28 protein-coding genes and 1 tRNA gene are annotated in these 25,916 nt (G+C 45.9%); 10 read left to right on the top strand and 19 right to left on the bottom strand.

Translation table 11 applies throughout. The annotated features are described in order from the left end of the window. Nucleotides 1–2: 2 nt before the first annotated feature. The 3 genes from H5T41_02360 to H5T41_02350 all read right to left on the bottom strand — a co-directional run bounded on the left by H5T41_02360 (nucleotide 3) and on the right by H5T41_02350 (nucleotide 4,656). Complete coding sequence (locus tag H5T41_02360) at nucleotides 3–872, bottom strand: ABC transporter permease (protein ID MBC7107626.1); 870 nt, start codon at nucleotides 870–872, stop codon at nucleotides 3–5. Between the two features lie 115 nt (nucleotides 873–987). Continuing rightward, entirely contained in the window at nucleotides 988–2,010 is a 1,023-nt protein-coding gene (locus tag H5T41_02355; GenBank protein ID MBC7107625.1) for an ABC transporter permease, read from the bottom strand. Nucleotides 2,011–2,229: 219 nt separating this feature from the next. Further along, a complete protein-coding gene (locus H5T41_02350; protein MBC7107624.1) occupies nucleotides 2,230–4,656 on the bottom strand; it encodes a PKD domain-containing protein in 2,427 nt (808 codons plus the stop codon). Between the two features lie 333 nt (nucleotides 4,657–4,989). Between H5T41_02350 and H5T41_02345 the strand changes: the two genes are divergently transcribed. Further along, on the top strand, nucleotides 4,990–5,313 hold the full coding sequence (locus H5T41_02345; GenBank protein MBC7107623.1) for a divalent-cation tolerance protein CutA: 324 nt from the start codon (nucleotides 4,990–4,992) through the stop codon (nucleotides 5,311–5,313). Here the strand turns inward: H5T41_02345 and H5T41_02340 are convergent. Both H5T41_02340 and H5T41_02335 read right to left on the bottom strand, forming a co-directional pair. Next, entirely contained in the window at nucleotides 5,279–5,944 is a 666-nt protein-coding gene (locus H5T41_02340; protein MBC7107622.1) for a DUF115 domain-containing protein, read from the bottom strand. The two genes, H5T41_02345 and H5T41_02340, sit on opposite strands and share 35 nt — an antisense overlap. A gap of 8 nt (nucleotides 5,945–5,952) precedes the next feature. Next, the gene (locus tag H5T41_02335) at nucleotides 5,953–7,095 is read right to left on the bottom strand and encodes a DUF373 family protein (GenBank protein MBC7107621.1); all 1,143 of its coding nucleotides are present in this window, start codon (nucleotides 7,093–7,095) and stop codon (nucleotides 5,953–5,955) included. Between the two features lie 399 nt (nucleotides 7,096–7,494). Here H5T41_02335 and H5T41_02330 point away from each other — a divergent pair, with 399 nt between their 5' ends. Together H5T41_02330 and H5T41_02325 are read left to right on the top strand one after the other, a co-directional pair. Then, nucleotides 7,495–8,505, top strand: coding sequence for a zinc ribbon domain-containing protein (locus tag H5T41_02330; GenBank protein MBC7107620.1), 1,011 nt, complete (start codon nucleotides 7,495–7,497; stop codon nucleotides 8,503–8,505). A 10-nt stretch (nucleotides 8,506–8,515) separates the two neighbouring features. Then, entirely contained in the window at nucleotides 8,516–9,151 is a 636-nt protein-coding gene (locus H5T41_02325) for an MBL fold metallo-hydrolase (GenBank protein ID MBC7107619.1), read from the top strand. A 65-nt stretch (nucleotides 9,152–9,216) separates the two neighbouring features. On the opposite strand, the gene H5T41_02320 is transcribed toward H5T41_02325, so the two are convergent. The 5 genes from H5T41_02320 to H5T41_02300 are packed head-to-tail and all read right to left on the bottom strand — an operon-like array spanning nucleotide 9,217 to nucleotide 11,108. Next, complete coding sequence (locus tag H5T41_02320) at nucleotides 9,217–9,876, bottom strand: translation initiation factor IF-6 (protein ID MBC7107618.1); 660 nt, start codon at nucleotides 9,874–9,876, stop codon at nucleotides 9,217–9,219. A gap of 18 nt (nucleotides 9,877–9,894) precedes the next feature. Then, a complete protein-coding gene (locus tag H5T41_02315) occupies nucleotides 9,895–10,158 on the bottom strand; it encodes a 50S ribosomal protein L31e (GenBank protein ID MBC7107617.1) in 264 nt (87 codons plus the stop codon). A 7-nt stretch (nucleotides 10,159–10,165) separates the two neighbouring features. After that, the gene (locus H5T41_02310; protein MBC7107616.1) at nucleotides 10,166–10,321 is read right to left on the bottom strand and encodes a 50S ribosomal protein L39e; all 156 of its coding nucleotides are present in this window, start codon (nucleotides 10,319–10,321) and stop codon (nucleotides 10,166–10,168) included. A gap of 2 nt (nucleotides 10,322–10,323) precedes the next feature. Further along, nucleotides 10,324–10,653, bottom strand: coding sequence for a DNA-binding protein (locus H5T41_02305; GenBank protein ID MBC7107615.1), 330 nt, complete (start codon nucleotides 10,651–10,653; stop codon nucleotides 10,324–10,326). A gap of 14 nt (nucleotides 10,654–10,667) precedes the next feature. Continuing rightward, complete coding sequence (locus tag H5T41_02300; GenBank protein ID MBC7107614.1) at nucleotides 10,668–11,108, bottom strand: 30S ribosomal protein S19e; 441 nt, start codon at nucleotides 11,106–11,108, stop codon at nucleotides 10,668–10,670. A gap of 248 nt (nucleotides 11,109–11,356) precedes the next feature. Here H5T41_02300 and H5T41_02295 point away from each other — a divergent pair, with 248 nt between their 5' ends. Then, nucleotides 11,357–11,902 carry a UbiX family flavin prenyltransferase gene (locus H5T41_02295; GenBank protein MBC7107613.1) on the top strand — a complete coding sequence of 182 codons (546 nt, stop codon included), beginning with the start codon at nucleotides 11,357–11,359 and terminating at the stop codon, nucleotides 11,900–11,902. A 95-nt stretch (nucleotides 11,903–11,997) separates the two neighbouring features. On the opposite strand, the gene H5T41_02290 is transcribed toward H5T41_02295, so the two are convergent. Together H5T41_02290 and leuS are read right to left on the bottom strand one after the other, a co-directional pair. Continuing rightward, a complete protein-coding gene (locus H5T41_02290; protein ID MBC7107612.1) occupies nucleotides 11,998–15,255 on the bottom strand; it encodes an MMPL family transporter in 3,258 nt (1,085 codons plus the stop codon). A 225-nt stretch (nucleotides 15,256–15,480) separates the two neighbouring features. Further along, a complete protein-coding gene (leuS, locus tag H5T41_02285) occupies nucleotides 15,481–18,363 on the bottom strand; it encodes a leucine--tRNA ligase (GenBank protein MBC7107611.1) in 2,883 nt (960 codons plus the stop codon). Between the two features lie 273 nt (nucleotides 18,364–18,636). Here leuS and H5T41_02280 point away from each other — a divergent pair, with 273 nt between their 5' ends. Both H5T41_02280 and H5T41_02275 read left to right on the top strand, forming a co-directional pair. Further along, on the top strand, nucleotides 18,637–19,083 hold the full coding sequence (locus tag H5T41_02280; protein MBC7107610.1) for a hypothetical protein: 447 nt from the start codon (nucleotides 18,637–18,639) through the stop codon (nucleotides 19,081–19,083). Nucleotides 19,084–19,175: 92 nt separating this feature from the next. After that, nucleotides 19,176–19,985 (top strand): hypothetical protein, encoded by an 810-nt coding sequence (locus H5T41_02275; GenBank protein ID MBC7107609.1) that lies wholly within the window; start codon nucleotides 19,176–19,178, stop codon nucleotides 19,983–19,985. A gap of 210 nt (nucleotides 19,986–20,195) precedes the next feature. On the opposite strand, the gene H5T41_02270 is transcribed toward H5T41_02275, so the two are convergent. Genes H5T41_02270 through H5T41_02255 form a run of 4 tightly spaced genes read right to left on the bottom strand, consistent with a single transcriptional unit; the run spans nucleotide 20,196 to nucleotide 23,120 of the window. Then, nucleotides 20,196–21,092 carry a pyruvate synthase subunit beta gene (locus tag H5T41_02270; protein MBC7107608.1) on the bottom strand — a complete coding sequence of 299 codons (897 nt, stop codon included), beginning with the start codon at nucleotides 21,090–21,092 and terminating at the stop codon, nucleotides 20,196–20,198. A gap of 2 nt (nucleotides 21,093–21,094) precedes the next feature. Next, entirely contained in the window at nucleotides 21,095–22,282 is a 1,188-nt protein-coding gene (gene porA, locus H5T41_02265) for a pyruvate ferredoxin oxidoreductase (protein MBC7107607.1), read from the bottom strand. After that, nucleotides 22,279–22,566: a 4Fe-4S binding protein gene (locus H5T41_02260; GenBank protein ID MBC7107606.1), complete on the bottom strand. Its 288-nt coding sequence runs from the start codon at nucleotides 22,564–22,566 to the stop codon at nucleotides 22,279–22,281. The genes porA and H5T41_02260 overlap by 4 nt, the downstream gene beginning before the upstream one ends. 2 nt (nucleotides 22,567–22,568) lie before the next feature. Next, entirely contained in the window at nucleotides 22,569–23,120 is a 552-nt protein-coding gene (locus H5T41_02255; protein ID MBC7107605.1) for a 2-oxoacid:acceptor oxidoreductase family protein, read from the bottom strand. A gap of 177 nt (nucleotides 23,121–23,297) precedes the next feature. Here H5T41_02255 and H5T41_02250 point away from each other — a divergent pair, with 177 nt between their 5' ends. Beyond that, nucleotides 23,298–23,744 (top strand): exosome subunit, encoded by a 447-nt coding sequence (locus H5T41_02250; protein ID MBC7107604.1) that lies wholly within the window; start codon nucleotides 23,298–23,300, stop codon nucleotides 23,742–23,744. Between the two features lie 145 nt (nucleotides 23,745–23,889). Next, a tRNA-Leu gene (locus H5T41_02245) sits at nucleotides 23,890–23,977 on the top strand. A 35-nt stretch (nucleotides 23,978–24,012) separates the two neighbouring features. Here H5T41_02245 and H5T41_02240 read toward each other — a convergent pair. Together H5T41_02240 and H5T41_02235 are read right to left on the bottom strand one after the other, a co-directional pair. Continuing rightward, nucleotides 24,013–24,150 carry a hypothetical protein gene (locus H5T41_02240; GenBank protein MBC7107603.1) on the bottom strand — a complete coding sequence of 46 codons (138 nt, stop codon included), beginning with the start codon at nucleotides 24,148–24,150 and terminating at the stop codon, nucleotides 24,013–24,015. A 5-nt stretch (nucleotides 24,151–24,155) separates the two neighbouring features. Continuing rightward, complete coding sequence (locus H5T41_02235) at nucleotides 24,156–24,632, bottom strand: hypothetical protein (GenBank protein ID MBC7107602.1); 477 nt, start codon at nucleotides 24,630–24,632, stop codon at nucleotides 24,156–24,158. Nucleotides 24,633–24,678: 46 nt separating this feature from the next. Between H5T41_02235 and H5T41_02230 the strand changes: the two genes are divergently transcribed. Further along, entirely contained in the window at nucleotides 24,679–25,182 is a 504-nt protein-coding gene (locus tag H5T41_02230) for a hypothetical protein (GenBank protein MBC7107601.1), read from the top strand. Between the two features lie 88 nt (nucleotides 25,183–25,270). On the opposite strand, the gene H5T41_02225 is transcribed toward H5T41_02230, so the two are convergent. Beyond that, nucleotides 25,271–25,471, bottom strand: coding sequence for a hypothetical protein (locus H5T41_02225; GenBank protein ID MBC7107600.1), 201 nt, complete (start codon nucleotides 25,469–25,471; stop codon nucleotides 25,271–25,273). 221 nt (nucleotides 25,472–25,692) lie between these two features. On the opposite strand from H5T41_02225, the gene H5T41_02220 reads away from it, so the two are divergent. Next, nucleotides 25,693–25,848 (top strand): hypothetical protein, encoded by a 156-nt coding sequence (locus H5T41_02220; protein MBC7107599.1) that lies wholly within the window; start codon nucleotides 25,693–25,695, stop codon nucleotides 25,846–25,848. Nucleotides 25,849–25,916 lie beyond the last annotated feature (68 nt).

Here is a 25,916-nt window from a genome sequence, read left to right as displayed (position 1 = left end):
AGTCATCTCCTCAGACGTGGATCGAGTATGTCCCTTAAGCCATCACCCAGTAGGTTAAATCCGAGGACGAATATAAAGATCATCAGACCGGGGAAGGTCACCATCCACCATGGGTTGTATCTCGGACCATCCGGGTAGGGATATGGTATCTCGCTGAGGAAGTATTCCTGCCCATCAGAAACCATCTTTCCCCATTCCGCATAGCCCGTCGGTGGCCCAAAACCGATGTAACTGAGGCCTGCTGCGACGAGGACAACGACGCCGAGATCCATCGTAGCCGAAACCAGCATCGGCGCCAGTGAGTTCGGCACGATATGTCTGAAAAGGACTCTGCTCCTCTTTGCACCAACAGCTCTCGCCGCCTCAACGTAGGTGTTTTCTTTAATAGATAATACCTGGCCGCGTATCAGTCGGGCATAGGGTGGCCACCACACGATTATCAAGGCGAGCATAGTGTTCTCGAGATTTTTGCTCAATACCGCGGCGACTGCCATCGCCAATATCAGCGCTGGAATTGAAAGAAAGATGTCAGTGATTCTCATTATGGCCTCATCGATCGCACCGCCGAAGTAGCCGGCTATGGCACCGAGAACGATGCCAATGATAGATGCGACGAACACGACATAGAGAGCAATATAAATGGATGTCCTAGCACCCCAAATGATGCCGTAATAAATATCCGCTCCAAATTTGCCTGTTCCTAAAATATATCCTTCAGCACCCGGCGGCTTCGGAGGCTTGTAATCTTTTGGGATATCCATGGGATCTGTTTGGCCGGGTTTAATCGGTGCCAGCACTGGTGCTAGTATGGCGATCACCACGATTGTCAGTACAAGTATTAAGCCAACTATCGCCAATAAACTCTTCCTCATAAGAAAGAGTGAGTAGCGGAATTCTCTAATTCGCGGTGATAGTGATTTCTTAATGTAGTTGATGCGTGATTTCTGATTCTCCTTTTTCCCTCGATAAGCATCAAGTGTTATCGTATCACCCCAGCCTTACTCTTGGATCGAGAAATGCGTATAGGATGTCTACAACAAGATTTGCAATAACATAAATGAGAGCGGTGACCAAGACGAATCCCATTATCGAGGCCCAATCATTCATCGTGATCGCGGCTGTGGACCACTGCCCCATACCAGGCCACGAGAAAATCGTTTCAGTGAGAACCGCGCCACCAAGTAATCCGCCAAATGACAGTCCCACGATCGTCGTGGTTGGGATGAGAGCGTTCTTTCTTGCGTGCTTTTTAATGACAGTCTTTTCAGGTAATCCCTTTGATCTTGCAGTTTTTATATAATCCTGATTGAGGACTTCCAGCATGCTAGACCGCATAATCCTCGTAATGATTGCGATTGTCCCAAATGAAAGTGTAATAGCAGGAAGGGCAAGATGCATGAGCGCGTCGCCAAACAAAGTGAGATTTCCACTCAACAGCGTATCTATCGTCCAAAAGCCTGTATACCTTTGAATAGGTCCTTCCCGCAGATACAATAATGCATCATATCTTCCGCCGGAAGGAAACCATTGAAGTTTATAAAAAAAGACGTATTGGAGTATTAGACCAAGCCAGAAAATCGGTAATGAAACGCCAGAAAGTGCAATAACTCTCGTTGCATGATCGACAGGTGTGTCTCTTTTCACAGCGGAGATTGTGCCAAGGGCGATTCCCACTACAACGGCAATGATCATGCTAATAATGGCTAATTCAGCAGTAGCCGGAAAATACCAACCTATGGCTGTTGTTACAGGGGCTCTTGCTACCTTCGAATACCCCCAATCCCCATGCAAGATGCCATCCAACCAATACCAATACTGTACATATATCGGTTCGTTGAGATGGAATTTCTCGTAGATTTGGGCAACTTGTTCGGGAGTCATTCTCTCGCTCATATATGCTGCAGCTGGGTTTCCTCCAATTCTGGTCAAGGTAAATATGAAAACCGAGACACCGAGTAAAACAGGAAGGAGCAGCAGAAGCCTTCTAATTATATAGGCTCCCAGTTTCAAAGCAGCGACACCTCAATTCCTGGAAAGAGATTTTGCTATAAAGCATTTTCCGACAACCTGACTAATGTGACTAATGGTGGTTTACGGCGTCGACTCTCGGCCAGCTTGAGAGATCGTACAATAGCGGTATCAGGGTCTTGGATTCCGATCCAAAAGTTGGGGTTGACGGCATGAGAAAATATAAAAAATAATAAAAAGGGACGAAAAGAGTTTGGAATGTCAGGCCTTATATATCGGGTAATAATACAGGCCAGCGAACATCGGGTTGTAATAATAGCCTTGTGTCCAGTCGCGTTCGACGTGGAAGTTCGTTGCCTGTGCTAGCCACAGGTAATACGCATTTTCGTATACCGCCATCTCGATCTCATAATACAGCTCTGCTCTTCTCGTTTCGTTGAATTCTTTTGCCGCTTCTTCAACTTTTAGTGTCAGCGTGTGGTTGTTGATGCCAGCAAAGTAAGCGTAGGTTCCGTTTTCGTGATAGAACGGGAATGTGTAGTCATCTGGATCGGCGTAATCAGGTGCCCATCCAAGGACGAAAATAGGTAACTGGCGATCGAATAACCTCGGTAAATATTCTCCGGACCAGTCGAGTTGTTCTACCTTTACTTTTATGGTTCCTATGGTTATTCCACCTATTTCTCTCCCACTCAGAGATTCAAGTCCTTTCTTGAGAAGCCCGCAAGCTGCTTCTCTGACTGTGTTACCCGCATTATAGTACAACACTATTTCAAAGCCCTTTTCCGCCCAGCTTTTGTTTGTTGTGGGATCAATTGCCTGTGTCAGGTAATAAGCGGCCTTTGTCAGGTTGTATTCGAAGAGCGGCACGGATTCGTTATAACCAAACATGTCCTTCGGAATTGCCCCTCTTGCCTGTATGCCAGTACCAAAGAGCGTACTCTCGATGAAAGTTTCATAGTCAAATGCATGCACAAATGCCTTTCTTATATTGATATCCGAGAAGAACGTTGCTGGGATAGTTCCTATATCAAGTCCAGGCTGTATGTTCTGGTTGAAGCCGATGAAGTCGATGTTAAATGTCGGGAGTCCTTCTACGATACGCAGTCCGGGCTTGCCTCTAACATCGGACGTATGCTGGCGCGGGATGTAGACACTGTCAGCGTCTCCTGAGAATAGCATCATTTCTCTTGTATTGACATCCTGGACCTTCTTGATGATGACGTATTTGAGTTTTGCAGGCTCTCTCCAGTAGTCATCGAATCTCTCAAGCATGATGTATTGGTTCGATACCCATTCCTTCAGCTTGAAAGGCCCAGTGCCACATGCGTCTTTATCTAGCAGAGCTGTATCGCTTTCCAAGTGTTCCTCAAAATACTCCATTGAGACGATCGAAGCCACCGTGTATGCCATTATTTTGATAAATGCCGGGTAGGGCTGAATGAGGTGTATGACGATCGTGTATTCATCCACAACTTCCACAGAGGCATTAATGGCATCGGGATCGAGCGTTCCAGGTCCATAATCTGGAATCATCACCTGTCCCATCATCCAGGCTGGACCGCTTGGGTCATTGATCCTCAGCACGCGTTCAAGTGAATATTCAACGTCGTATGCGTTCATAGTCGTGCCATCGTGGAATTTAACGCCTTGTCGGATGTGGAAGGTATAATTCAGTCCGTCTTGTGAAACGCCTCCATTTTCGATTGTCGGTACATTAGTGGCTAGCATTGGAATCAGTTTATCTGCAGATCCAGAGGTATAATCATACCACACCAGCGTCTCGTAGACGTTCTGTAAAATCTCCCCTCCAGCTGTCTCGTAATCATAGGCCGGATCTAGTGATTGAGGTTCTCCGATTGTCGCAACGATGTATGTGTCAGGGTTTTTGATTGCAACTGGTACTGTAACTTCCTCTGGCAACACGATGATGGTCATGTAGTACATCTGTGCCGCACCACGGATGCTTGTCACTGCCAGCCACGAGGCGTAAACACTTCCGTTGCCGACATAAGTGTGGTTGACGATCGCTAGATCTTCGAAGTTGCCTGCTAAAACATTACCATCACCGAAGCTCCATACAACGGAGGCAATTAATCCGCTATCCATAGCTGCTATCCATTCCTCAGCATCCTCGTCCCAGATCACCGCATATGCTGCCGAAGAATTCGCATCAAAGTCAACCTTGGTTCCGCTCTCAACGATATCATCGCTGCTTGCTACGACCACATACGGCTGCGTTTCATTTGTTACTTCTTCCACAGTTGGGTGCAGAACTTCGACACGGATTGGCGCATTCCAGTTCGTCGTTCTTCCGCCCTTGTCATCCACCACAGTCACGGTGACAAGGTACTTGCCTGGAAATGCATAAGTGTGGGTGACAACAGCACCAGCGACGTTATCTGTAGCACCGTCACCAAAATTCCAGATATATTGAACGATTTCACCGTCTGGATCCGTACTATCTGATGCGTCAAAGGTGACAGATTCGCCTGCAATAATGGTGGTTGCATCCGCTGTTGCACTGACTGTTGGGCTCTTGTTTTCAACGACTTTTCCTCCCATGAGAAGAACAGCACCAGCGATGGCTGCGACGACAATGATGATTACAATGACCGCGGCGATAATTTTCGTCATCGAGCCTTTAGGTGCCCCCTCCCTGGGAAGTCTTTCGCCTTCGCCTTCCATTTCTGATTTCCTCCTTATCCCCCCACAAAGAAATCAAATAGGGGACTGGATATTTGATAAAGCCTTGTTGCTATAAATAGGTTTTGAAATGATATCATAATAGCCAGACGGTATCACAGCAATCCTTGATTGTTATAAGTGCTTTCAATGCCTGTTTTAGCATTGCCGGCGAATTCTGATTTTAATCGTGTCTGAAAGGAGGAAGCAATCTCAACCATATTTTTTTGAATGGTTCCGTTCTTCTAATGTGCTTTCAATGTCAGCTTACTAGATAGATTCAAATCAACTTAGCAACACCGTAAATTTAAATAGAGAATCTTTCTATGAACTTTAGTGTATTCCACCGTTTTAATCACCACACCAGATCATAGGTCGGCAAAGAGCATTGCACAAGCCGTGCTCGAGAGGAGACTTGCTGCCTGTGCGAATTATTTTCCAATTAAGTCTTTGTATTGGTGGAAAGAACGCATTGAGGAAGCTGACGAATTTATTCTGCTATTGAAAATCAGGACAGAAGACTTCGAAGGGCTCAAACAGCTGGTGCTAAAAATACATCCTTATGAAATTCCGTGCATCGTGAGATACGATATTGTTGAGGGGCATGAGAACTACCTCAATTGGATCAAGGAATCAACAGCGAGACGGACGGCGGATTGAGTTCAAAAATGATTCGCCTTGCCCACCTCAGTTTTCTTGCCTTTATTATCGAATCCTTACCCTCTTGCTCTCTCACCGATTCAAAGTCGAATCCGACAAGATAAATCTGAGATGCACCAAAGTGTCTCGCAAGGGTGACAGCTCTGTCTCCGTCCGTAAAACCACCGAAATTGTAAACATTCCCGAACGGCTCGGACTGGGTCGTTGGCGTGACCCAGCCTTCAAAAAAAGGCAAAGCATTTCTAATCCTTTCAATATTGTCACCATGTGCATGGATCACAGCGATTGAACCGCAAAAATTTGCTTCAATCTGCGCCTTAATATCTCCATCGAGATCGGTAACGATAATATCTGGTATGATTCCTTTTTTCATAAGAACGGAAGTCGCACCATCTGCTGATATGAGGGTTCCAACTGGCCTGATATCCTCTATTTCAGTTTCAAGGTTTGGCCCATAGCCGTAAACAGTAACTCTGCGTTGCATAATTTTTTCTAGACACTCAGGCTTGCAGATTCTCTTACCTTCGATCATCGTATTGAGTAATCGTGCGGAGAGTTCATCATCGATGCGCGAGAATTTGAATTCTTCAAGTATCTTACAATACAATGGCTCCCACTCGCGAAAATCCACCGAACCACCTACTCAATTGATTCTGCAGCTTCTTTCTTTTCTGGCACTTTCTTTTCGGCGGTATTTCTCATGATTGTGTTCAATAGACCGCCGAAGACCGCGAGCAAGAATCCACAAATGACCTCTAATAGGATGATAAGCTCCTCATACGTCCGATATCCAAGGAAGAACTGCGTCGCATCGATCGCGCCCTGGATAATGAAGCCAATCGCAAAAATTGTGATTGAAACGACAAGATAAGTCCAGTAAATCTTTCCCTCCGAAAGGAAATGATTGACAAAGCGCCCCGTCTCGTAGGAAAGAACTGCAAAGATCCAGACCCAAATAGTACCACTCAAAAACAGAAGCGCCTGCACGAGAATTCCCGCTTCTGCGTTCGCGTTGGCGGCATCAAACCCATAAACAAAACCCAGAAAAATAAGTGCGACCGATAGTATAGCAAATGGAATCATTTGGCTTCCCGATCTGATCGCCCTTCCTGCCTTTCTCGAGAATTCTTTGAGCCTTTCACCAGTTCTGTAAGCATAGAGAATCAAGTAAAGCCCGAGAACAACAGCAATCGTTCCAGCAACCATTCCAGGCACAAGGGCTATGTCCCATTCGCTCACGAGTTGAATGATCTTTGGAACGAGAGAGAAAAATCCAAAGACCGCAAGAACCAGACCGATCGGAGTAATTAATCTCCTCCTGATCTTATCATCCTGTAACATTTTGATCAAAATGTAGTAAGCGCCTTCGACGGTCGGCGCCTGCTTGACGAAAACCCTTCTGACGGAATCGATCTTCACTCTCGAAGAGACCATCGGGTAAATGTACTCATCTTCGGCACCATCACTGACAAGAATCACCCTATCAGGCTTAATCATTTCAAGAACATTCTCGAGCTGGGTTGCGAGAACGAGATCCGATTGATAGCCCACTTTAACATCGCCGCAGATCGTTGCTATTTCGGCGTCGATTCCAGATTTGACCATTTCGTCATAGATGCTGATGGCGGCAAGAAGAGTATTCGTGTCAGAATCTTCAGGATCCTTAAGTCCCAATGCTAGGGCAGCATTGAGGTTCTCCTCCCTTCCTATAAAAGGGCTATTGAGGCCTGTCTTAACTCCGAAATCGTCGTCACGGTCCACACATAGAACCATGATTTTCATTCACTAAACTCATCCAGTTTCAACATATTTGTATTTTGTCATTCATTGACCAACAATGCGCCCCCCTCAGGAAAATTGTTATCCATGGTTATCAAGTGGTCAGGTTATTCTGGCGGCTCTCCCCTCAATGATTTAATTCTAATCAAAAACACCTTTCTTTTCTGGAATTCTTACGAATCCTTGGCTATTCAATTCCTATCTGGGTACGTGGGTTATCATTATCTTTCATTTTTGATATTTCGTCATTTATATTTTTCATGTTTATATAATCCTCCGTGTCTATGATGTCGTCTTAAGAGGAGGCAATGTTAAAACTTAATTGAGGCTCAGGAGAGGATCTACAGCAAAAATTCTTTCCGTAAAAAGAATTATAAGCGATGATTCTCATGCAAACATAGAATGGAAAAAAAGTCTGGATTCAAAGAATGCCCCAGATGCGGTTTGCGCAACAAGATTTCAGCCACTGAGTGCGACTTCTGCGGATGGAAGTTCAGCGATGTCAAGGATGAGTGGACCGATCACCTTTTGGAGCTTGAGCGGATTGCACTACAAAAACCTGAAAAAACTGTGGAAAAAGAAGAATCCAGAATCGTAGAAGCAACACTGGTTAGAGTGAGAGATCTCACATATGATGAAAAGGAAAGACCGTTGGCGGGATATCCACGGCAAGCGAAAACATCAGAAATTTCCGAAACGCCATACAGCATTACAGAGACGCGGAGTTCCCGTGAGTTCGAGGGGTCATTTGCAGAGGATCGACCTGCAACGCTTTCATCTTCAGCTGAAACCACGCAACCATCTGTTCTTCCGATTGCTGAAAAAGAAGAGGTTGAACCGCCGAGGTTAGATCAAGAAACGACAGGAGTCGAAGCTGAAGTCGAAAAATTCGTGGAAACGATGGTGGAAGGCGAGGATTTGTCCGATCGCGTGGCCGTTGAAAAAGTCTCCCCCAAGAGTGCTTCAGCAATCAGAAAACTTATTGTTAGGCGTGGCGAGATCCGAGGCGAAGAATCCACTGAAGCAGAATCTTACGCCAAGCCAGTGAGTCTGTTATCACTGGAAATCAAAGCAACACTATTCACTGCTGGATTTGTGATCGTTGGCTTTTCAGTTTACCTGGCGATTCTTCTTATCTCATCGACTTTCACAGTCAATTGGGTTCTTGGATGGACTGTATCGATAGCTGGGGCAATGATGATCGTTTTTGGTTTTACGCAAATTATTGGTATAAAACGTGTCGGTGAAGGAGCATCAAAATGTGATAGTAAATCAAGTGACACGAATAATGGTGAATTGGAGGTTCTGATCTGCCCTGTGTGTCACGAAGTTGTTTCATTGGACGATCAATTCTGTCCCGCTTGCGGCGCTATTTTTAAATCATCGGAACAGGAAGGCGTCGAAGTGATGTGAGGTGTTTGATATGAAAATCAAATGGCATGGTCATGCGTGCTTTGAGATTAAGAACGCTGTGACTATCATCACAGATCCACATGATGGTAAATCGTTAGGGATCAAGCCTCCCCACGTAAAGGCGGACATTGTCTTAGTCAGTCACGATCATTTCGATCACAATGCGCTGAGAATTGTCAAGGGAGACTATGTGGCCGTAAAGGAACCTGGTGAACGGGTTGTCAGAGGTGTGAGAATTCTTGGAATTGTCACAGCTCATGACGAAGTCAATGGGGCCAAGCGTGGAAAGAATGTCGTTTTCAGCTTTGAATTGGATGGAATAAAGTTTTGTCATTGCGGAGATCTCGGTCATCGACTTAATCCAGATCAGATTCGTACGCTTGGATCAGTCGACATTTTGTTTCTGCCTGTTGGTGGTATTCCGACAATTGACATTGAATCGGCACGAGAAGTTGTTAACGACATTAATCCTAGAATCGTCATACCGATGCATTTCAGAGTGGCCGGTCTCTCGCTTTCAATCCAGCCGGTCGATGTGTTTTTAACGGGAATCCAGGAGGAAAAGATTCTCCGAGTCGGCAATGAAATCGAGTTCGCAAAGGAAGACCTTCCCCCAGAGACGGAGTATTGGATTTTCTCACCTTGACAACGAACAAACTTCTATTCTCGACCGATTTCTTTCTTTTTTTACTCGGTCATCTTATAAAAATTCTAGAGAAGCCCTAGCGCGTCTTCCACGCGCCCTAACTCAATAGGCGTACTCTTATATCCTACGGCAGCTCCTTTTGAATTAGCAACAAGGCATGCTCTTACGATTGGAGTGCCGTAATTAAGCGTTCCAATCGAGGCAGGAACCTTGAAAAGCGAGCGGATCATTTCGAGTTCTTCTTTTCGGGTATTTGGATGACAGAGAACGCCTTTATTTGTTGCGATGCAAACGGACCCCACAGTTTTATGTCCTGCCAGAGCCCCCTGAACAACTTCGACTTGTAGAACCTTCTCAATCTTTTTTAGAACTTTCTTTCCGATTTCGGGGTGCACAAGGGCAGCATTGTCGTTGACGAGAATATTATTACCAGTTGCATTCAGTTTGTCTTCAATTCGGTAGACTGGAATTCGTTTCGAAATGGCTTTGATTTCCTCTTGCGAGGCCATATTGGTGACAACTGCACCGTATGAATTCATCGCAACAAGAGATCCCAAGATGTTCGTACCAGCGATCGAGCATCGCTCAACCTGAACGCCAAGTGCCTCCTCAATATCACGTTCAAGCGATTTTGATGAATCAAAGGGAATTAAAGAAAAAAACTCATTTGCGACACAATACACACCGATATACGGGTTTCCGTTGTAATTTGAAAGTTTCATCATGCCAAACGCACCGATTGATCAGTCCTCTGGGAGGGAAACTTCGACAAGTCCGTCTTCGAATTTGACCGCCTTGACCCTGATGCGGAACGGCGGTTTGCTGATTCCCCTGCTCCAGATCGCCTCATTCAATCGGTTGTCGATCCAAACATCCTCCTCATCAGCTTTGAAATGCCTTACGATGTATTCACGGATCTCTTTAATCGCACGCTCAGCTCTTTGAGTCCGAGGCACCTTTTTAGTATTTTTCAAAGGAATGTTGAGAATCTTCTCCTCCTGTTCCATTGAATCCCTACTCCTTCAAGTTGTGTGTTCGCCAATTCCGGCGCTTTGGATGTCGCAAGAAGTTCCTATTCGTTCTGATCATTACCCATGCGGGGACCCTCCGATTCTGTTTCGTCGCCTTCATGAGACGAGACTTCATTGCCGACGGCTTGTTTCGAGTCATAGTCACTTCCTCTCGATCGTAATTTCCCTTCTTCTCGGCGCGACGCGCCTCAATATCTGTTTTAGAGTCGCATCATCAATCTGCCTGTCCAATCTCCCACTTTGAACAAGCATGATGAGTTGATCTTCGACCAGCCTTGCAATATCAGGATATGCCATTCTAACCGTACCTAATCTTTCCCTTGCTTCTGGTGTGAGAATCTGTCTAAGGAGGGCCTGTCGCTCTGCCTCGATTTGCTTCGCCTGTTCTTCAGCGAGCAACTGCTGTTCTCTTTGCCTCTGAAGTTCGGCGAGTTTTCTTCTCCTTAGTTCCTCGAGCTCAGCATCCTCCATAAGATCACAACCATTCAACCTGTCGTTGATTTAGTCATTTCATCATGAATCTCTTTAGCAATTCTGTCAAGAAGAGATCGCCCTTTAGGGGTGACGATCCTTCCTTTTTTCTTATCTTTCATGACAAGACCCGATGCTTCCAGTTGCATCAGGCATTTCCTCGTGATCGATCCGCTTCCCTTGACCGCCCTGTTTGGCTTAGACCCACGATCGGCGAAGCCACCATACTCCGCAGCAAGTCTCGATGTGCCGATGGGACCCATAATATACACCTTTCTGAGGATCGATGCGGCTCTCGTGTACCACCAGTCTGCTTGAACTGGTGATTTTTCTGTATGCCGACCGGTCCGCACATAATCTGCCCATTCTGGCGGCTTGATTGTCTCGTAGGTCTTGAGGATTTTTGCTGTCTTTTCGATTACCTTGTCAGCAGGGACATCAAAGACTGTAACCATTGTATTCAACCTCAGGAAGATCTTTAATCTTGCTCATTCAATGATGACGCTTGCGGCATTAATAGACTGCCTATATAAAAGTGTTTTGGACAGCGTGAAAATATGGCTTTAACTCACTCCTATCATAAAGTTCCCTTTGATTTTTCTTATTTCATAGTGATCCTCGATAAAAATCTTTGTAATCTTTCAAAATCAGGAAGATTCATGCGTTGAGAGAATTAAAATACCATTCGCCCTAATTCGTGCATGTGAAATCTGTCATTGCAATCACGGGAGCTTCTGGCGCGATTTACGGGAAGCGTCTTCTGGAAACGCTTAGCGGCGAGAAAACTCTTATCGTTTCAGATACGGCCAGGGAAATTGTCAGGTTTGAACTGGGGATTGACATTGAAGACCTTGAACGACTCGCGGATTATTCCTATCGAAATGACGATCTTTTCGCCCCGATTTCTTCAGGAAGTCAATTTTTCGATGCTATGATCATCGCACCATGTTCTGAGGGCACGATCGCGAAGATTGCGTCAGGCATCGCAGATACGCTGATTACAAGGGTAGCCTCGGTTGCCATGAAAGAGGGTAGAACGCTCATTCTCGTGCCGAGGGAGACGCCTGTCAATGCTGTGATGCTAGAAAACCAGCTCAAATTATGCAGGCTCGGCGTTAAAATCCTCCCGGCAAGTCCGGCTTTCTATCACAATCCGAAAACCGTTGATGATCTTGTCGACTTCGTCGTCGGAAAGATCCTGGATCAGATCGGCGAGACGCACAACCTATTTAGGCGCTGGCGTGCATGATTTGAAATTAAAAAATAAGTCGACGATGATCAGGGGTTTTGATTTCTCGAAGCAATTTCACGATCCCTACTCGGTCGAATTGAAGCACAGACCGTCTATTTTTTCTTCTCTCTCTTCACTCTTTGAAGCTTTCCAGGCGCGTACCAGTTCCATTTACCCAATAGCGACATCGCAGCTGGTACGAGGTAGATGCGGACAATCGTCGAATCGAGTAGGATTGCAAAGGCGAGTGCAAATCCGAATTCCTTCAGCAACGCACCCTCGGACAGCATCATCGTTCCGAATGCACCAGCCATGATGATACCGCATGCTGTAATGATGCCGCCCGTTCGTTCCATTGCATGGACGATCGCGTCTGTATCACTCTTTCCTTTTTGTGCCTCTTCCCTGATCCTTGTCGTGATGAAAATGTCATAATCCATGCCGAGACCGAGGCAGACGACTGTGAGGACCATTGGCATCAGCCACAGTATCGGAACGCCCTGCAGGAAGTTGAAGAGAAGCATCGTAACTGCAATTGTCCAGGAAATGCTCAGTAAGATCGTGATGATCGATCGGAGTGGGCTTATCAACGAACCCAAGACGATCATCAAAACGATGTAAATGCCTATGATTGCAAAGACTTCCATGGCTTTGAAGTCCTCCCAGACGAGCGTTGAAATATCATACATGATCGCCGTAGAACCAGCAACGTAAATCGCTGAGACATTGTCATTCTCAGTTGTGAATCTCGAAGCGAGTGATCGAATGACATCGATGCTATCGATCGATTCCTTCGCAAAAGGATCTTCCTTGAAGCTGACGGTGACCAGTACGACCTTCGAATCATTTTCGCTGATCATTCCTCTCATGAGCGCCATGTACTGCGTGGCTTGTTCTTCTGGATATGACGATAGATTTGCATAGTTGATTGGCTCGTGCTCGCCAAGCGGCCGAGTTGGACTGATGATTTCCGCTACACTTGACAGGTTCGAAAGTTCCTTGCATAAGTCTTCAATGGCATCAAGAGCACTCACATCAATCGAATCATTAACTATGACGGGATTTTTCATCTCGACAGCAATGAGTGTCGGCATCATTTTACCAGCACCAAAGCTCTCACCGAGAACTTTGATTCCAAGTTTGCTCTCATTGTCTGGCATCGCTTCAATATAGTCATAACTCGTTTCAAGTGTCAAAACCAGATAAGTGGCGGGAATCGAAATAACAAGCGCGACAAGGACGATCGCCTTCGCATGTTTAATGGCAAACTTGGCGCTCTTTGTAAAGTATCCTTCTTTATTTTTCTGTCCGTTGTTTTTCTTCACGGCCGTCATCTTTGAGGGCCAGAATATTCTGTCCCCGAGGAGCATGAGAGCCGACGGGAGTAAAGTTAGTGCCGCAATGAGCGCGATTGCGATTCCAAGGGCAAGGCCGATACCCATCGATTTCAGCATTTCAAAGCGCCCGAGTGACAGAACGCCAAACCCAATAATCACAGTCGCGCCGCTCGTTGCGATCGATTCACCGGCCCATGTTACAGCTGTCTTAACGCTTTCTTCCTTTGATAAGCCATTTCGCCGTTCCTCTCTATACCTTGAAAGGATGAAAATACAATAGTCACAGCCCGCCCCCATCATCGATGTGACCATGAGTGTTGGAACACTGTAGTGTATTGGAAGGAAATAGGAACCGATGGCGTATACAACCGCAAAGCTCACACCCATCGCGATCCCGATGATCGTCGGTGGAATGGACGATGCGATGAAGGATCTGAAGAAAAGTCCGATCAGAATAAGGACGAGGACGACGGTGATCGGATCAATTCTTTCGATGTCCTCGTTCGTCGATTTTTCGAGATCGAGGGAAATTGCATCCGATCCTGTTACGTAAGTAGTAATGCCCTGCGCTCCAGCTGTTGAAGACCTGACAATTTCACGAATGATGTTCACTGATTCTTTCCCAAGCGAAACATTCTCGTCGTTACTTTCGAATGTTAATGAGATGATCATTGTATCGTTTTTCGGAGTATTGACGAACGATGAGAGAAGCGCAGGGATGATCGGCAGTGGGAAATTATCAATTGTGCGGTTAACAACAATCTGATGAGAGAGTTGCTGGAACGTAAAGATCGACGCATCGGCAGAAATTTTTCCAACTTCAACCACAAGCCAGAGATCTACTGAAGCTAATTGTGCAATATTTGTTGCCGTAAACAGTGAAATGAGTGAATCGTTGTTCCATCCGTTCCAGCCGAGATTTGAATAGACTGCTGTTATAAGCGCTCCTTCTTCTCCACCAACTGTATGAGTGAGCACATCGACTGAGGTTTCCACGATGCCTCTGAAATGCAGGTCATCAGGTACGGATGATGACGAGTTCCATAGCGAATAGAAGGTCTCGAAATAAATGGAGAACAATTGAACATATGAGGCTGGAACCTGAGAAGTCATCGACTGCATTTGAGATAGGAATAACTCCTTGCAGAACGCATTAATACCGTGATAATCATTCCAATTTGTCAAATCAAAATTCGAGTAAATCGAGGAGAGGAAGGTCTCGAAATCGGATGGCAAGGTAGCAGCAAGAAGGAAATCTTCAAAGCTCAACAAAGCTCTCGATGCTCTTTCTGAAGGCATAGATTCTAAAGGTGTTCCTCTCGTAGCATTCCATGCCATGACATAGGTCGAGTACCATCCAATTGCGAGCGATCTTTCTGATTCATTCAATCCCTGCGCTTCGAGACTTGTCATCAACAAATTCTTTGTTTGTTCATAGGCGACTGAATCAACTGTGCTTACATTCCACGACGGATAAGTCATATTGATTTGCATCCAGGTTGCTAGATGCATCGCAGGGATACCAAAAACCAGGAAACAGCTCTTGTTCGTTTCTTGCCAGAGCGTTCGGAACTCAAAGGGGATACCAAAAATCGCGTAAGCCGTGAGATTTACCATTTCTTTTGTTTGGTGATATCTCTGATTAATATTTTTCAGCACACCAGTGCTGTAAATCTCTAGGGCATCATATAATGTATCAACCCTCACCTCACCATCGATTCTGCCACCATGTGTTTCATTAAAGATGCCATTCTTGATCCTGAAAACTGTCTTTTTCATTTCCTCGTTGAGAACATTTTCATTCGTGAGAACAATGATCGTGGTCCCCTCTCGACCTGCTGAGGGGAAATGTTGATTGATGAAATCCTGCGCAATGATCGACTCAACATCCTTCGGAGCCATTTCCGTTTCTTCGTATTTGACTATGTTGAAAACCTGTGGCGCGATGGGAAGGGCAATAATTAACACAATTATCCATGCTGCAATGATCCCTTTATAATGATGAGCGATGAAATTCGCGATTCTTGCAAACATCAGTATCCCCTCGCAGAGCGTTAAGATCGGGAAAAGAGAGTTTCTATAAAAAAATTGTCATACAAACTGTTCTAGTCTCAAATCGCTGAACGACAACGGATTTTTATTATCGAGGCGCGTCACGACACTCATTTCAGAGAACATAATTTGGAAGAAGTCTAGCTAACACGATAGAATGGAACTCCAATGCCGGCAAAACTCATTCAATCTTTAGCGATTTAAGGTCTACTCGACATAGATCGCTGGTCTTCGCGGAATTGCGAGTTTTGCTTTATTCTGAGGATCTGGCGCGTTCGGATCGTCAGCTGAGTGAACTGAAATCTCGCAACCGAACTCATTCTTGAGGAATTGGGCAGCCTCGCTGAGGAAATCGAATTCATCGAATTTAGCTTCAAATCGACTCAGATCATCATTTGAGCACTTGAGGAGTGCTTCCGCGGTTTTTCGTGCGAAATCGGAAGCCTCTTTCCCATAGGTTTTCAAAACTTGATCCTTCATGACCATTTTGGTTAACCCTGGAATTGTAAGTTCTTTTCTCCTTGCAAGGTCTATCGCCATAGAGAACACTTGCATCTTCCATTTCGGTGATGTGTATAGTCGAATATGTTTAGGTGCAATTCCAGTCACATTGAGTATTTCGTTGATATCTGACACTATCGATTTGAGAAATTCCTCAGCTTCTTCGACATCAAGTCTAATTTCTTCTTCGATGACATTTGGAAAATTCGATGTCGAGACAAAACATTCTTTACCGAGATACTCCCACAGTTCCTCCGCAATATGCGGGGTGATCGGAGCCATCATCCTTATCCAAGCATCCAAAACTCGATTGATGAGTTTTCGATTATTCCCTCCCCTCCGAAGATACCATCGAATGTCGTTGATCATTTCGAAATAGACTTCGTTGGCTAGCTGTCGCAGATCATAATCCTTCATCCCTTCTCGCACGGCTCTGATCCTCGAATTCAATCTCGATAGCATCCATCGATCAATGTGTTTAAACTCCCCTATTCCGTCAAGATTTCTTAATTCCTCAATTGTTTTGAAAATTCGATCGATCCTGCTCTTATAATTCTCGAGCGCCTCCTCATCCCACTCGACGTCTGCAAATGGCGAGGCAATGTGCGCATAATATAGTCTCATCGTATCGACACCGAATCGTTCCGCTGCACCGGGAATCGGCTCTGCGCCGCCCTTCGATTTTGATATTTTGCCAAGTTTTCCTGTGATATACCAATTGACGAATATGCCCCGTGGCCAGTATTTTTCCTGAAGAATTCCGACATGATTCATTAGAAACGCCGGAAAATGAACAGTCATGTGTTCCTTTCCGCCTAGATTAATATCAAGAGGATACCAATACTCGACATCTTCTCTAATTCTTCTAAGAAGCTCTAGGTCGACTCCAATCTTTTTAGCAACGCTCTCGGCATCGCCCTCACCAAGAAAAACATAATCGAAAAACTCCTCGGTCAATTGTTCTGTCTTCAACGATCCTTCGTTAACATACTTTGAAACGAGATAATAGATTGGATAGAGTGTCGAGTCGGAAATCGCCTCAATTATCCATTTTTCATCAAATGGGAATTTTGTACCTAGCCAATTACCTTGTCTGACGCATGCTCTCTCTCGGAACCAGTCGAGGACATTTTGTATATTGGCATAGTATTCTGGCGGAAGAATATGCATGGTTCTCGCGTGCCTCTTGCTATCCTCCGTTAATGACTTGTTACCATAATCAATAAACCATTGGTCTGGAACCTTCTTGATCACAACAGGTTTTCCGCATCTGCAGATGACTTCTTCAGACAGGTCGTAAAACAGTTCGGCCTCACCCTTTGAAATCATTTCATCGCGCATGAGCTCTTTTGCTTTCTGAACCGGTATTCCAGCGTATTGGCCACAATTGCTATTCATCTTTCCTTTGTGAAATCCGTCACGATACACGATCTTCTTTGCCTCTTCAAGCCTGGAGTCGCCGCTTCTCTCGATGCCCATCTTCTCAACAATCTCGACCGCAGGTAGAGGTCCCCAGCCATCGATATCGATGATTGGGATTGGCTTGATTTTTCGAATTTCAGCCGGATCAAGATTGTATTCCGATAGCATGGTTTCATTTTCCTGTAATTCTTTTAACGCGATCCAGTCATCCGGTGCGTCCGATGGAACACTCGTGACGAGACCTGTACCGACTGAGGGATCGCAGAACTTTGCTGGAAGTACAATAATTTCCCTGTGGATCATTGGAGCAATGCATTTCTTCCCAACGAGTTCTTTTCCGGTGATCATACCAATAATCTCAAGCCCTTCTTTTTGGTACTTCATCTTTTCAAAAGATGGCCTACTTATAACCCAGATCTCACTGTTATTCTTGACTTTCACGTATTCGACATCTGGATTGACCCAAAAATTAGTTTGACCGAAAACAGTTTCAGGGCGAAGCGTTGCTGCAACGAGAAATAGATTTTCACATTTGAACTTAAGAAGTGTATATTCAACGATCTCTGCTCTTCCACCTTTTTGGAGATCTGTCTCGGAGGGGTCAACAGCCACCGGGCCGCATTCGATGCACGCTGGAGCGAAATAAGGCTTCTGGATCAAGAGCCCTTTCGCCATGAGTTTACGGAACTGCCACTGGATGAATTTTTGATAATCGGGGTATATCGTGCATGTAAAACGACGCCAGTCAGCAAGAAACCCAAATCTTTTCCAGTATTGATTAACATAAACATCGTTAAAGAAGTGAACGACATTGATTGGATCTTCCAGATTTTTGATCTCGGACTCTGGGCATCCGTTGGCAAACATGTACTCAAGTGTCGCCCTGTCGCGTGCTTTTATCCTCCTCGCTAGACTAATCGCTCCGTTGCCTGTCGCATGGGTCCCAACGGGAAACAAGACATTATATCCATTCATTCGCATGTAGCGCGCGATCGCATCCACATAAGTGTAGCCTCGCAAATGCCCTACATGTAGATATCCAGTTACTCCAGGATAAGCAAAGATGATCATGAATTTCGGCCGGTTGTCAGGTTCTGATTCATTGATGCCGACGTCATACCATCTTTCCTGCCATTTTCGCTCGATATCTGTCAGTTTGTTGGTCATGTTATACCTTTGGCACGGTATATGGGAGGATTTAAAAGATATTTTCGATAATATATCTTGAGAAGTTTTTTTGAAACTGGAAGTTTGATATTTAATTGAAGGATTATCAGGGTCCAGAATCTAAATATCGAAATTCAATTCAGATCGAAAGACAGTTTGATTTCTTCTGATTCACAAAAACTGGTGAGGCGAAGTTGGTTGCGGACTTTTAGGGATGCTCGGTATGACGAAATATGACTTTTGCAATAAACTATAAATAGAGTTTTTGTCATAATGTATGACGCCCGTGGTGGGACAGAGGACTGGCGTTCAATGAATGAGGAAAGGATCTCGCTCAGGCTCGGCTCAGAAGAACTCAAAATCCTGGATGAGTTCCTTGAGACGCATCCTGAATATACAAGTAGATCGCAACTAGCAAGAATCGCACTGAGATCATTCATTCAGGGCAAACATGATGATAGGAGACTGGAATCTCAAGGAACGGAGATAACGATTAGAGTTCCCCGCTTGGCACTTCGTGTCATCGAAGGGCTTGTTCGGGCGGGTGTATACAACTCCGTGTCCGATGCAATAGAGGAATGTGTGAGAAAGGAGTTTGTTTCAAAGTCGCTCCTCGAAGAAATCAAGAAGAGACTGGACGAAAACGAATGCGAGACCTTAGAAATCGTTCCAGACTCTGGACCAGTCGCGGGAAAATCAAATCAAGCTGGGGATGAATAGACTAGAAGGGATGGGATGCACGGCTTTGTTACAACAAAGTCGTTGGATCAGTCTGAATCGTCCTCAGATTCCGGGAAGGAGGCCGATTAGATATGGATAAGACAATGAAAACTGAGCAAATAATGGCGATGCTCAGCAAGGGGATGATTGAGCCAAAGATTTCAGTCGTGGGATGTGGTGGGGCAGGGAATAACATTGTAAACAGTGTATACTGGAACTGCAAAAATAGTGTTGAAACCATTGCGGTTAACACCGATGAAAAAAAGCTACAGTCAATTGATGCGCACAAGAAAATTCTCATCGGAAAAGATGTAACATATGGCAAAGGAGCCGGCGGTTTCCCGGAAGTCGGAGAATACTGCGCAGAATGTGCTCGGGAGACCCTACGGGAAGTATTAAAGGGCAGCGACATCGTGTTTATCATAGCTGGGATGGGGGGTGGAACCGGCACTGGTGCTGCACCTGTTGTCGCCGAGGTGGCAAAGGAACTCGACGCTGTGACATTTGCTATCGCAATCAATCCGTTTTCCCATGAAAAGGAATGCCGGAGAAAAGCAGCAGAGGGTATCAAGAGGCTTAAAGAGGTTGCTGAAACCACACTGGTTCTAGATAATGACAAACTCCTCGAAATTGCTGGTGACATACCTGTATGGGAAAGCTTTTCTATCATGGAGCGAAGCATCATCAAGATCATTGAATCAGTATGCACAAAAATCACCGAATCATTCATAACCCAGATCGCATCAGACATTGAGGAAATGCTTGAGGATATTGATGAGGAAGAAGCCGAAGAACTCTCCCAAAAAAAGATCCCAGAAGCCGAACTGATTCACGCCGCTGTTGGACACGGATCTAATACCGACCCATTTGGCGACTCGAACGCGAAATTCATTCCGAATTGATCGTGCTATTTGACCAATTCATGCGTGATTAGCATGCACGAGATAGCAGTGGACGAGTCATTACTAATGCGATCAGCTAAAATATTTAAGGTTAAGAAATGAGTGAGCAAGCGTTTCAGAGATCACCATCTTGAATCGAATCGAGATTTAGCAAATGGATAAATGCAAGAAAGGAAAGAAGAAAAAATAATATAGATACTGACATGCGATTTATTCATTTGTCTCCTTGATTTTCTTGAGGAGACGCGCGTATTCTTCATCAACGAGTCTTTGTATTTCGTTGATCGCCTCTTCCGGGAGATGTCTGAATCTTCCCTGGAGTCTCAGGTACTCTCGAACTGGTTTTCTGTTCTTGATCTCTTTTGTTAATGAATATTTTCCATTTTCCACTTTATAAAGCGGGAAGATTCCAGTCTGTGTTGCGAGTCTTGCGACTTCGATGCTCTTCCTTGGATCAATACGCCAGCCCGGTGTGCACGGAGCCAAAGCATGAATGAATTTTGTGCCTTTGATGTCTTTCGCTTCTCTCAGCCTCGCAATAAAGTCCTCTGGATACGCAACATTGACGGTTGCCCCATAAGCGATCCCGTTAGCAACTAGCATTTCCATGATCCTCTTCTTCGGGGATGTGTTCCAGCCTTTTCCATTGGCGACCGGGGTTGTTGTCGTCCACGCGCCGATCGGAGTGCATCCACTTTTCTGAATTCCTGTGTTCATATATGCTTCGTTGTCCAGCATGACATAGATGATGTTTGCATTGCGATCAACGGCGGCGGAAAGCGCCTGAAGACCGATGTCAACGGTTCCACCGTCGCCAGCCCAGCCGACGACATACGCATCTTTAACGCCGAGCACATCAAATCCAGCCCTTATGCCATCTGCGATGGCCGCTGTGCACTCAAATGCATTGTCAACAACTGGGACTTTCAGGGCATAACTTGGCCAGACACCAAGTATGACGCCACCGCAACCCGCAGGGATATTCAATACCGTTCGCTTGCCAAGGGCCTTTAGAGTATAACGGAGGGCAAGCGGCGTCCCGCAACCTGGGCATGCACTGTGTCCCTTGCAAACATATTCTTCCTTTGGAATCGTGAATTTGGGGATATTTACCACCTCCCCGTTCCATCTTTTATATTAATCCATTCGACCATTCTGTCCACTTTACCTTCCTTCTTGATCCTGAGAAGATCTTCAAAGATAAATTCCATGTTCTTCGGCGTGAAATCCTTCCCGCCCATTCCACCGACGTAGTTTTTGACGAGGGCCCCTCCACCGGGGACGTAAATCCCGTTCCTCACTTCGGAATACAATGCACCGCCGTATCCGAATGTATAGCTCCGATCAAACACGCCAACCACAGGCACCATATCATTAAGCTTTTTTAATTCCTCGGCTGGAAAAGGTCTAAAGGTCTTGAGTTTAACAACACCGACCTTCTTCCCTCTCTCGCGCATCTTATCGGAAACTTCTTTTGCTGTACCGACTGCAGACCCGGCGAGAACAAGTGCCACCTCTGCATCATCACAGTTATAGAATTCCACAAGACCACCGTAACTCCTGCCGAATCTTCTTTCGAATTCTTTGTCGACTTCCACGATTTTCTTTTTCGCAACCTCTTGATCTAGTGCGATGCGATATCTAAATTCTGACCACCAATCTGGCATTGTGAGACCACCGAATCTCCTCGGATCGTCGAAGTCGATTTTCCATTCTGGATCGAATGGCGGCAGAAAATCATCCACGTCATCCTGATCAGGAATGTCAACCGCTTCATACGTGTGGGAAAGGATGAAGCCATCTTCAATCACCATTGACGGCAACATCACTGACCGATCTTCCGAGATCTTATAAGCCATGAGAATTGTGTCGAGTGTCTCTTGATTGTTTTCGCAAAAGAACTGCATCCAACCTGTATCTCGCTCGCTCATCACATCCATGTGATCCCCCCATATGTTCCACGGGGGAGCGAGCGCTCGCGCGACTACAGCCATAACGATCGGTCTCCGAGCACCAACCGCCCAGAACAGCATTTCGTGCATCAGGGCGAGACCGTGTGAAGATGTCGCAGTGAATGTTCTCGCCCCAGCGTATGAAGCACCGATGAGCATTGACATTGCACTGTGCTCGCTTTCGACCAAAAAATACTTGCCGTAAAGCTCTCCCTTAACATACATTTCCGCTAATTTCTCGGAAATGCTGCTTTGAGGCGTAATTGGATATGCAGCAATCACTCCAACTCGGGCTAGCTTAACCGCGTACGCAGCCGCATAATTGGCTGTCATCACTTCCATCATTTTCCCATCTCCTTCTCCATCGCAATCGCGCCAGAAGGACATTCATTGGCGCAAATCCCACATCCTTTGCAGTGATCGTAATCGACATTCGGATAATCGCCTTCTTCTTCAACTTCGATGCTTAAATCAGGGCAGAATTTCCAGCAAATGTAGCACCTGGTGCATTTCTCCTTATCGATAACTGGTCTGATCGTTCGCCAGGTACCGGTCTTGTTGTCCTCTGTTGTGAAAAATGTGATCGGCGTGGAAGGTAGGTCCTTGTAAGTCTTGGGTACTTCGACCATTATTACGCCTCCTTGACCATGTGATAAGCTTCCTTCGCAGCAGCGACATTTGCGTCTTTCTTAGTTGGAGCAGCTTCTTCGATGCTCTTCAATACGGAATCAAGTGATATCTTTGGAAAGATTTTCACAAATGCCCCAACGATCGCAGTGTTGACAATCGGAGCGGTTTCGCTCCCGAGTCCGTGTTTTAATGCGATGCCCGTGGCATCCACGGTCCACGTCCTATTGGGCTTGTTGATTCCGAGCTCTTGTTTACTTCGTGTCGTATTCATCAATATCTCGCCATTTGGTTTCAATCCCTGACATACATCGACGAATTCCATGAGTTTTGGATCAAGAACGATCACATAATCTGGTTCATAGATGCCAGCATGAATTCTGATCGGCTTATCATCAATTCTGCAAAAAGCTGTTACTGGCGCTCCTCGCCTCTCCACCCCAAAAAATGGAAAGGCTGCGACTCGCATGCCATCTTTGACGGCAGCGCGGGCGAGAATCTCGGAAGCCACAACGGCTCCCTGACCGCCTCGTCCATGAATGCGGATCTCGATCATTTATGACACCAAAGCGGTCAAGTTGCTTTGTGATTATAAGCATTTTCCACATTTTTCATATCCGTGCCATTTTTTAGCACTTGGTTTCCGTTGATGTCGATGCGGTTTTCATTTCTCATATAAAATACTCCTAGCTTATCAAAAAGAAATAATACTCTCTTAACAAATGTGGAGGCAATGGTATTCCACAACCTTTTCTTCAGAGTTTTCGTAAACGCGACGGAGGATGAGAATAAAGTCATTAAGGCTTTGCAATTTGTCGCTGGGATAAACGAATTCAAACGGTCATTGTCAACTGGCTATCACGGCAATCCAATTACAATCCTCGAAACAATTCTGAGAAAGAAAACGGAAATTGATGCGTTTTTTAGTAGAGTGAGTTCAAATGATTTGAAAAAGATTGTTGATACCTTGGAACGAAGAACGGACGACGAGGGATTCGTTTATTTCAGATTTGATAAGCAGCTCGCGTATCTTGAAAAGCTTGTGCTGACGGATGGTGAGGATGTGATCGCTGTCAAAGGGAAAGTCAAGGCTTACCCCAGTACATACGATCGTGCAATCGATAAATCCAAGGAATACTTTGAGTCATTGATTAAGAAGAAATCATCAAATCTGGGTTAGGTATTTCAACAGATATTCTATTTTAATATCTCATAGATAATTAAAAGATGGTCAAAGATTTGGTGGTGGGCGATGGAGTTTCGATCCAATCTTCAACCCTTTGCCGCTAAGAACTTATATACTTATGAGCGCATCCAGCCGTGGCGCAGGGGTAGCCAAGCCTGGCCAACGGCGCAAGGCTTAGGACCTTGTCCCGAAGGGGTCCGTGCGTTCAAATCGCACCCCCTGCACCATCAAGCATATCCAGACGGCTCGAAGCGTTTTTCAATCAAGGGTGAATTGCCCGGCATAGACGGCTGCTCGTCTGGCCTGTTGCTCCAGCCTTTTGGGCAACCGCGATCGCCGAGTCATTGGTCCTTCGGCAGTAGTACGTTTCCGTAGTCTTTGTCGTCTTGTGGCCGAGCATGCGGCTCACCGCGTCGATAGGGACTCCTTCATCGATGGCAAGCTGCCCGTAGGTCCGCCAGCAAGCCCAGCCATCGAACTCGACACCGGTGTCCTTCCTTTCCTGACCATCCTGCGCAGCTCCGAAAGTCCCTGCTGCAAGTAGTAGCCGTCGCCGTCCCCCAGCGCCGGGAAAAGGAAGTCGTTTGTCGTTGCTTTCTCCGCTATGGCTTTTACACGGACCTGGCAGTATCTCTTCAGGAATGGAAGCCCGTCGGGATGGATCGCCGCGTGACGCGGCTCTCCGTAACGATCCTTACCCTTGACCTCCTCTGCGTGCAAGATCCCTCGCTTCAGATCCAGGTCACTTACACGCGCCTTCCTGAGTTCCCCTGGCCGGAGCCCCGTGCATATCCCGGCAACGGCAAAGCCATAGGCAACCATCTTGCGAAAGTCGCCGTCGGCGATTTTTTTCGGTTGCCTTAATGATTGCCTTCCGGTCATTGGTGGCTATCGGGTCGAGCCGGCTTCGAGCATACTTGGGGAAGTGTTGCGGACTCTTCAGCCGCGCCTTCTCCAAGGCGCCATTGCCGACATAGCGCAGAAGGGCGGCGAGGGCGTCGACGTTGTGAGCCACCCCGCTATCCTTCATGCCCCGAGCTCTCAGGGATTGAAGGTACATCAGGATGTCCTTCTCGTCAATCTTCTTGGGGTTGATGTGCCTCACCTTACCCTCTTCATGCAGTGCCAGGAGGTCTCTGTGCATGCGCCTATATCTGCGATCATATTCCTTCCAGGTCGTTGCTTTAAGGACGCTCTGCATGGAGTCCAGGTACTCGTTGACCGCCATCACGAACGGAAAGCGGCCCAACGACCTCGCCTCCCTCTTCCTGCCCGGTCTGCCTTTTTTTCCACTGACGAAGGGCCTACTGCCGCTACGACTCTCCGTAGCATCAAAGCCCTCGGAAACGACATCGGCGGCAGGAGTATTAAGTTTCATCTCGCCGCTCTTACTGACCAGATTCCAACCTCGGAATTTCCAGCCAACGCTTGATTGCTGTCATTTTAGTCTTCTCTCCCTGCTTAGAAAAAGTAGCGAGGACATTGGGTTCCCTCGCGTTGATAGGTTTGATTCTCTGGCGTTACTGGTCCTCTCCATCGCCTAGCTCTGAGTCCTCACTGGACTCAACTTCCTCAAGCTCCTGTTCTACCTCTTCCAGAAGGCTTCGAAGCTCTTCTTCAAACTCATCAAAGAGCTCTTCTACCACGTCCGGATCCACGCCCGCCTCTATAATGGCTTTCTCAAGGTCAGTCGCCTTGGTCCAAATTTCCCGTTGAGACATTTATTGCCTCCATATATTGTAAAACAATCTTTATATTAATTATATTTATATTAATTATAATCTATTTAAGTAAGCTTAAGCAAGGCTCTATTTAGATTAACCAGTATAAATATTGAAATGAAAAATATCGGAAATAAAATTGTTATTTCCCCGATATTAACAATGTAATAAAAGCATAAATATAAAGATATCCAACGAATATTATTCAAGAAGGTGGCGAAATGGCAAAATTACTGGAGATGGGGCCGAAGCGGGCGAAGGGGTGGCTGAATGAGATGAAGGCCATCATAACCCTCGCTGCACAGAATCGGCCAATGATTATTACAGAGATCTGCGCGGTCGGCCCTAAGATCACATTTTTTTTCTACCGGCGATAGGAAGAAGTTCAATCTGCCAGGGATCACAGCCGGATGTGAGCGCCTGGTTGGCCGGGGCATATTGGAGA

It is taken from the genome of Methanomassiliicoccales archaeon (assembly GCA_014361295.1).
GTDB lineage: Archaea > Thermoplasmatota > Thermoplasmata > Methanomassiliicoccales > JACIVX01 > JACIVX01.
The sequence above is the reverse complement of the archived record's forward strand: the minus strand, read 5'-3'. Positions and strand labels throughout refer to the sequence as shown.

Bases quoted from the DNA above. Each gene is read 5' to 3' on its own strand.
- H5T41_02360 (MBC7107626.1), bottom strand. From the start codon at position 872: ATGAGGAAGAGTTTATTGGCGATAGTTGGCTTAATACTTGTACTGACA.
- H5T41_02350 (MBC7107624.1), bottom strand. From the start codon at position 4,656: ATGGAAGGCGAAGGCGAAAGACTTCCCAGGGAGGGGGCACCTAAAGGC.
- H5T41_02335 (MBC7107621.1), bottom strand. From the start codon at position 7,095: ATGAAAATCATGGTTCTATGTGTGGACCGTGACGACGATTTCGGAGTT.
- H5T41_02330 (MBC7107620.1), top strand. From the start codon at position 7,495: ATGGAAAAAAAGTCTGGATTCAAAGAATGCCCCAGATGCGGTTTGCGC.
- H5T41_02325 (MBC7107619.1), top strand. From the start codon at position 8,516: ATGAAAATCAAATGGCATGGTCATGCGTGCTTTGAGATTAAGAACGCT.
- H5T41_02320 (MBC7107618.1), bottom strand. From the start codon at position 9,876: ATGATGAAACTTTCAAATTACAACGGAAACCCGTATATCGGTGTGTAT.
- H5T41_02315 (MBC7107617.1), bottom strand. From the start codon at position 10,158: ATGGAACAGGAGGAGAAGATTCTCAACATTCCTTTGAAAAATACTAAA.
- H5T41_02310 (MBC7107616.1), bottom strand. From the start codon at position 10,321: ATGACTCGAAACAAGCCGTCGGCAATGAAGTCTCGTCTCATGAAGGCG.
- H5T41_02305 (MBC7107615.1), bottom strand. From the start codon at position 10,653: ATGGAGGATGCTGAGCTCGAGGAACTAAGGAGAAGAAAACTCGCCGAA.
- H5T41_02300 (MBC7107614.1), bottom strand. From the start codon at position 11,108: ATGGTTACAGTCTTTGATGTCCCTGCTGACAAGGTAATCGAAAAGACA.
- H5T41_02290 (MBC7107612.1), bottom strand. From the start codon at position 15,255: ATGTTTGCAAGAATCGCGAATTTCATCGCTCATCATTATAAAGGGATC.
- leuS (MBC7107611.1), bottom strand. From the start codon at position 18,363: ATGACCAACAAACTGACAGATATCGAGCGAAAATGGCAGGAAAGATGG.
- H5T41_02280 (MBC7107610.1), top strand. From the start codon at position 18,637: ATGTATGACGCCCGTGGTGGGACAGAGGACTGGCGTTCAATGAATGAG.
- H5T41_02275 (MBC7107609.1), top strand. From the start codon at position 19,176: ATGGATAAGACAATGAAAACTGAGCAAATAATGGCGATGCTCAGCAAG.
- porA (MBC7107607.1), bottom strand. From the start codon at position 22,282: ATGATGGAAGTGATGACAGCCAATTATGCGGCTGCGTACGCGGTTAAG.
- H5T41_02260 (MBC7107606.1), bottom strand. From the start codon at position 22,566: ATGGTCGAAGTACCCAAGACTTACAAGGACCTACCTTCCACGCCGATC.
- H5T41_02255 (MBC7107605.1), bottom strand. From the start codon at position 23,120: ATGATCGAGATCCGCATTCATGGACGAGGCGGTCAGGGAGCCGTTGTG.
- H5T41_02250 (MBC7107604.1), top strand. From the start codon at position 23,298: ATGGTATTCCACAACCTTTTCTTCAGAGTTTTCGTAAACGCGACGGAG.
- H5T41_02240 (MBC7107603.1), bottom strand. From the start codon at position 24,150: ATGCTCGGCCACAAGACGACAAAGACTACGGAAACGTACTACTGCCGA.
- H5T41_02235 (MBC7107602.1), bottom strand. From the start codon at position 24,632: ATGACCGGAAGGCAATCATTAAGGCAACCGAAAAAAATCGCCGACGGC.
- H5T41_02225 (MBC7107600.1), bottom strand. From the start codon at position 25,471: ATGTCTCAACGGGAAATTTGGACCAAGGCGACTGACCTTGAGAAAGCC.
- H5T41_02220 (MBC7107599.1), top strand. From the start codon at position 25,693: ATGGCAAAATTACTGGAGATGGGGCCGAAGCGGGCGAAGGGGTGGCTG.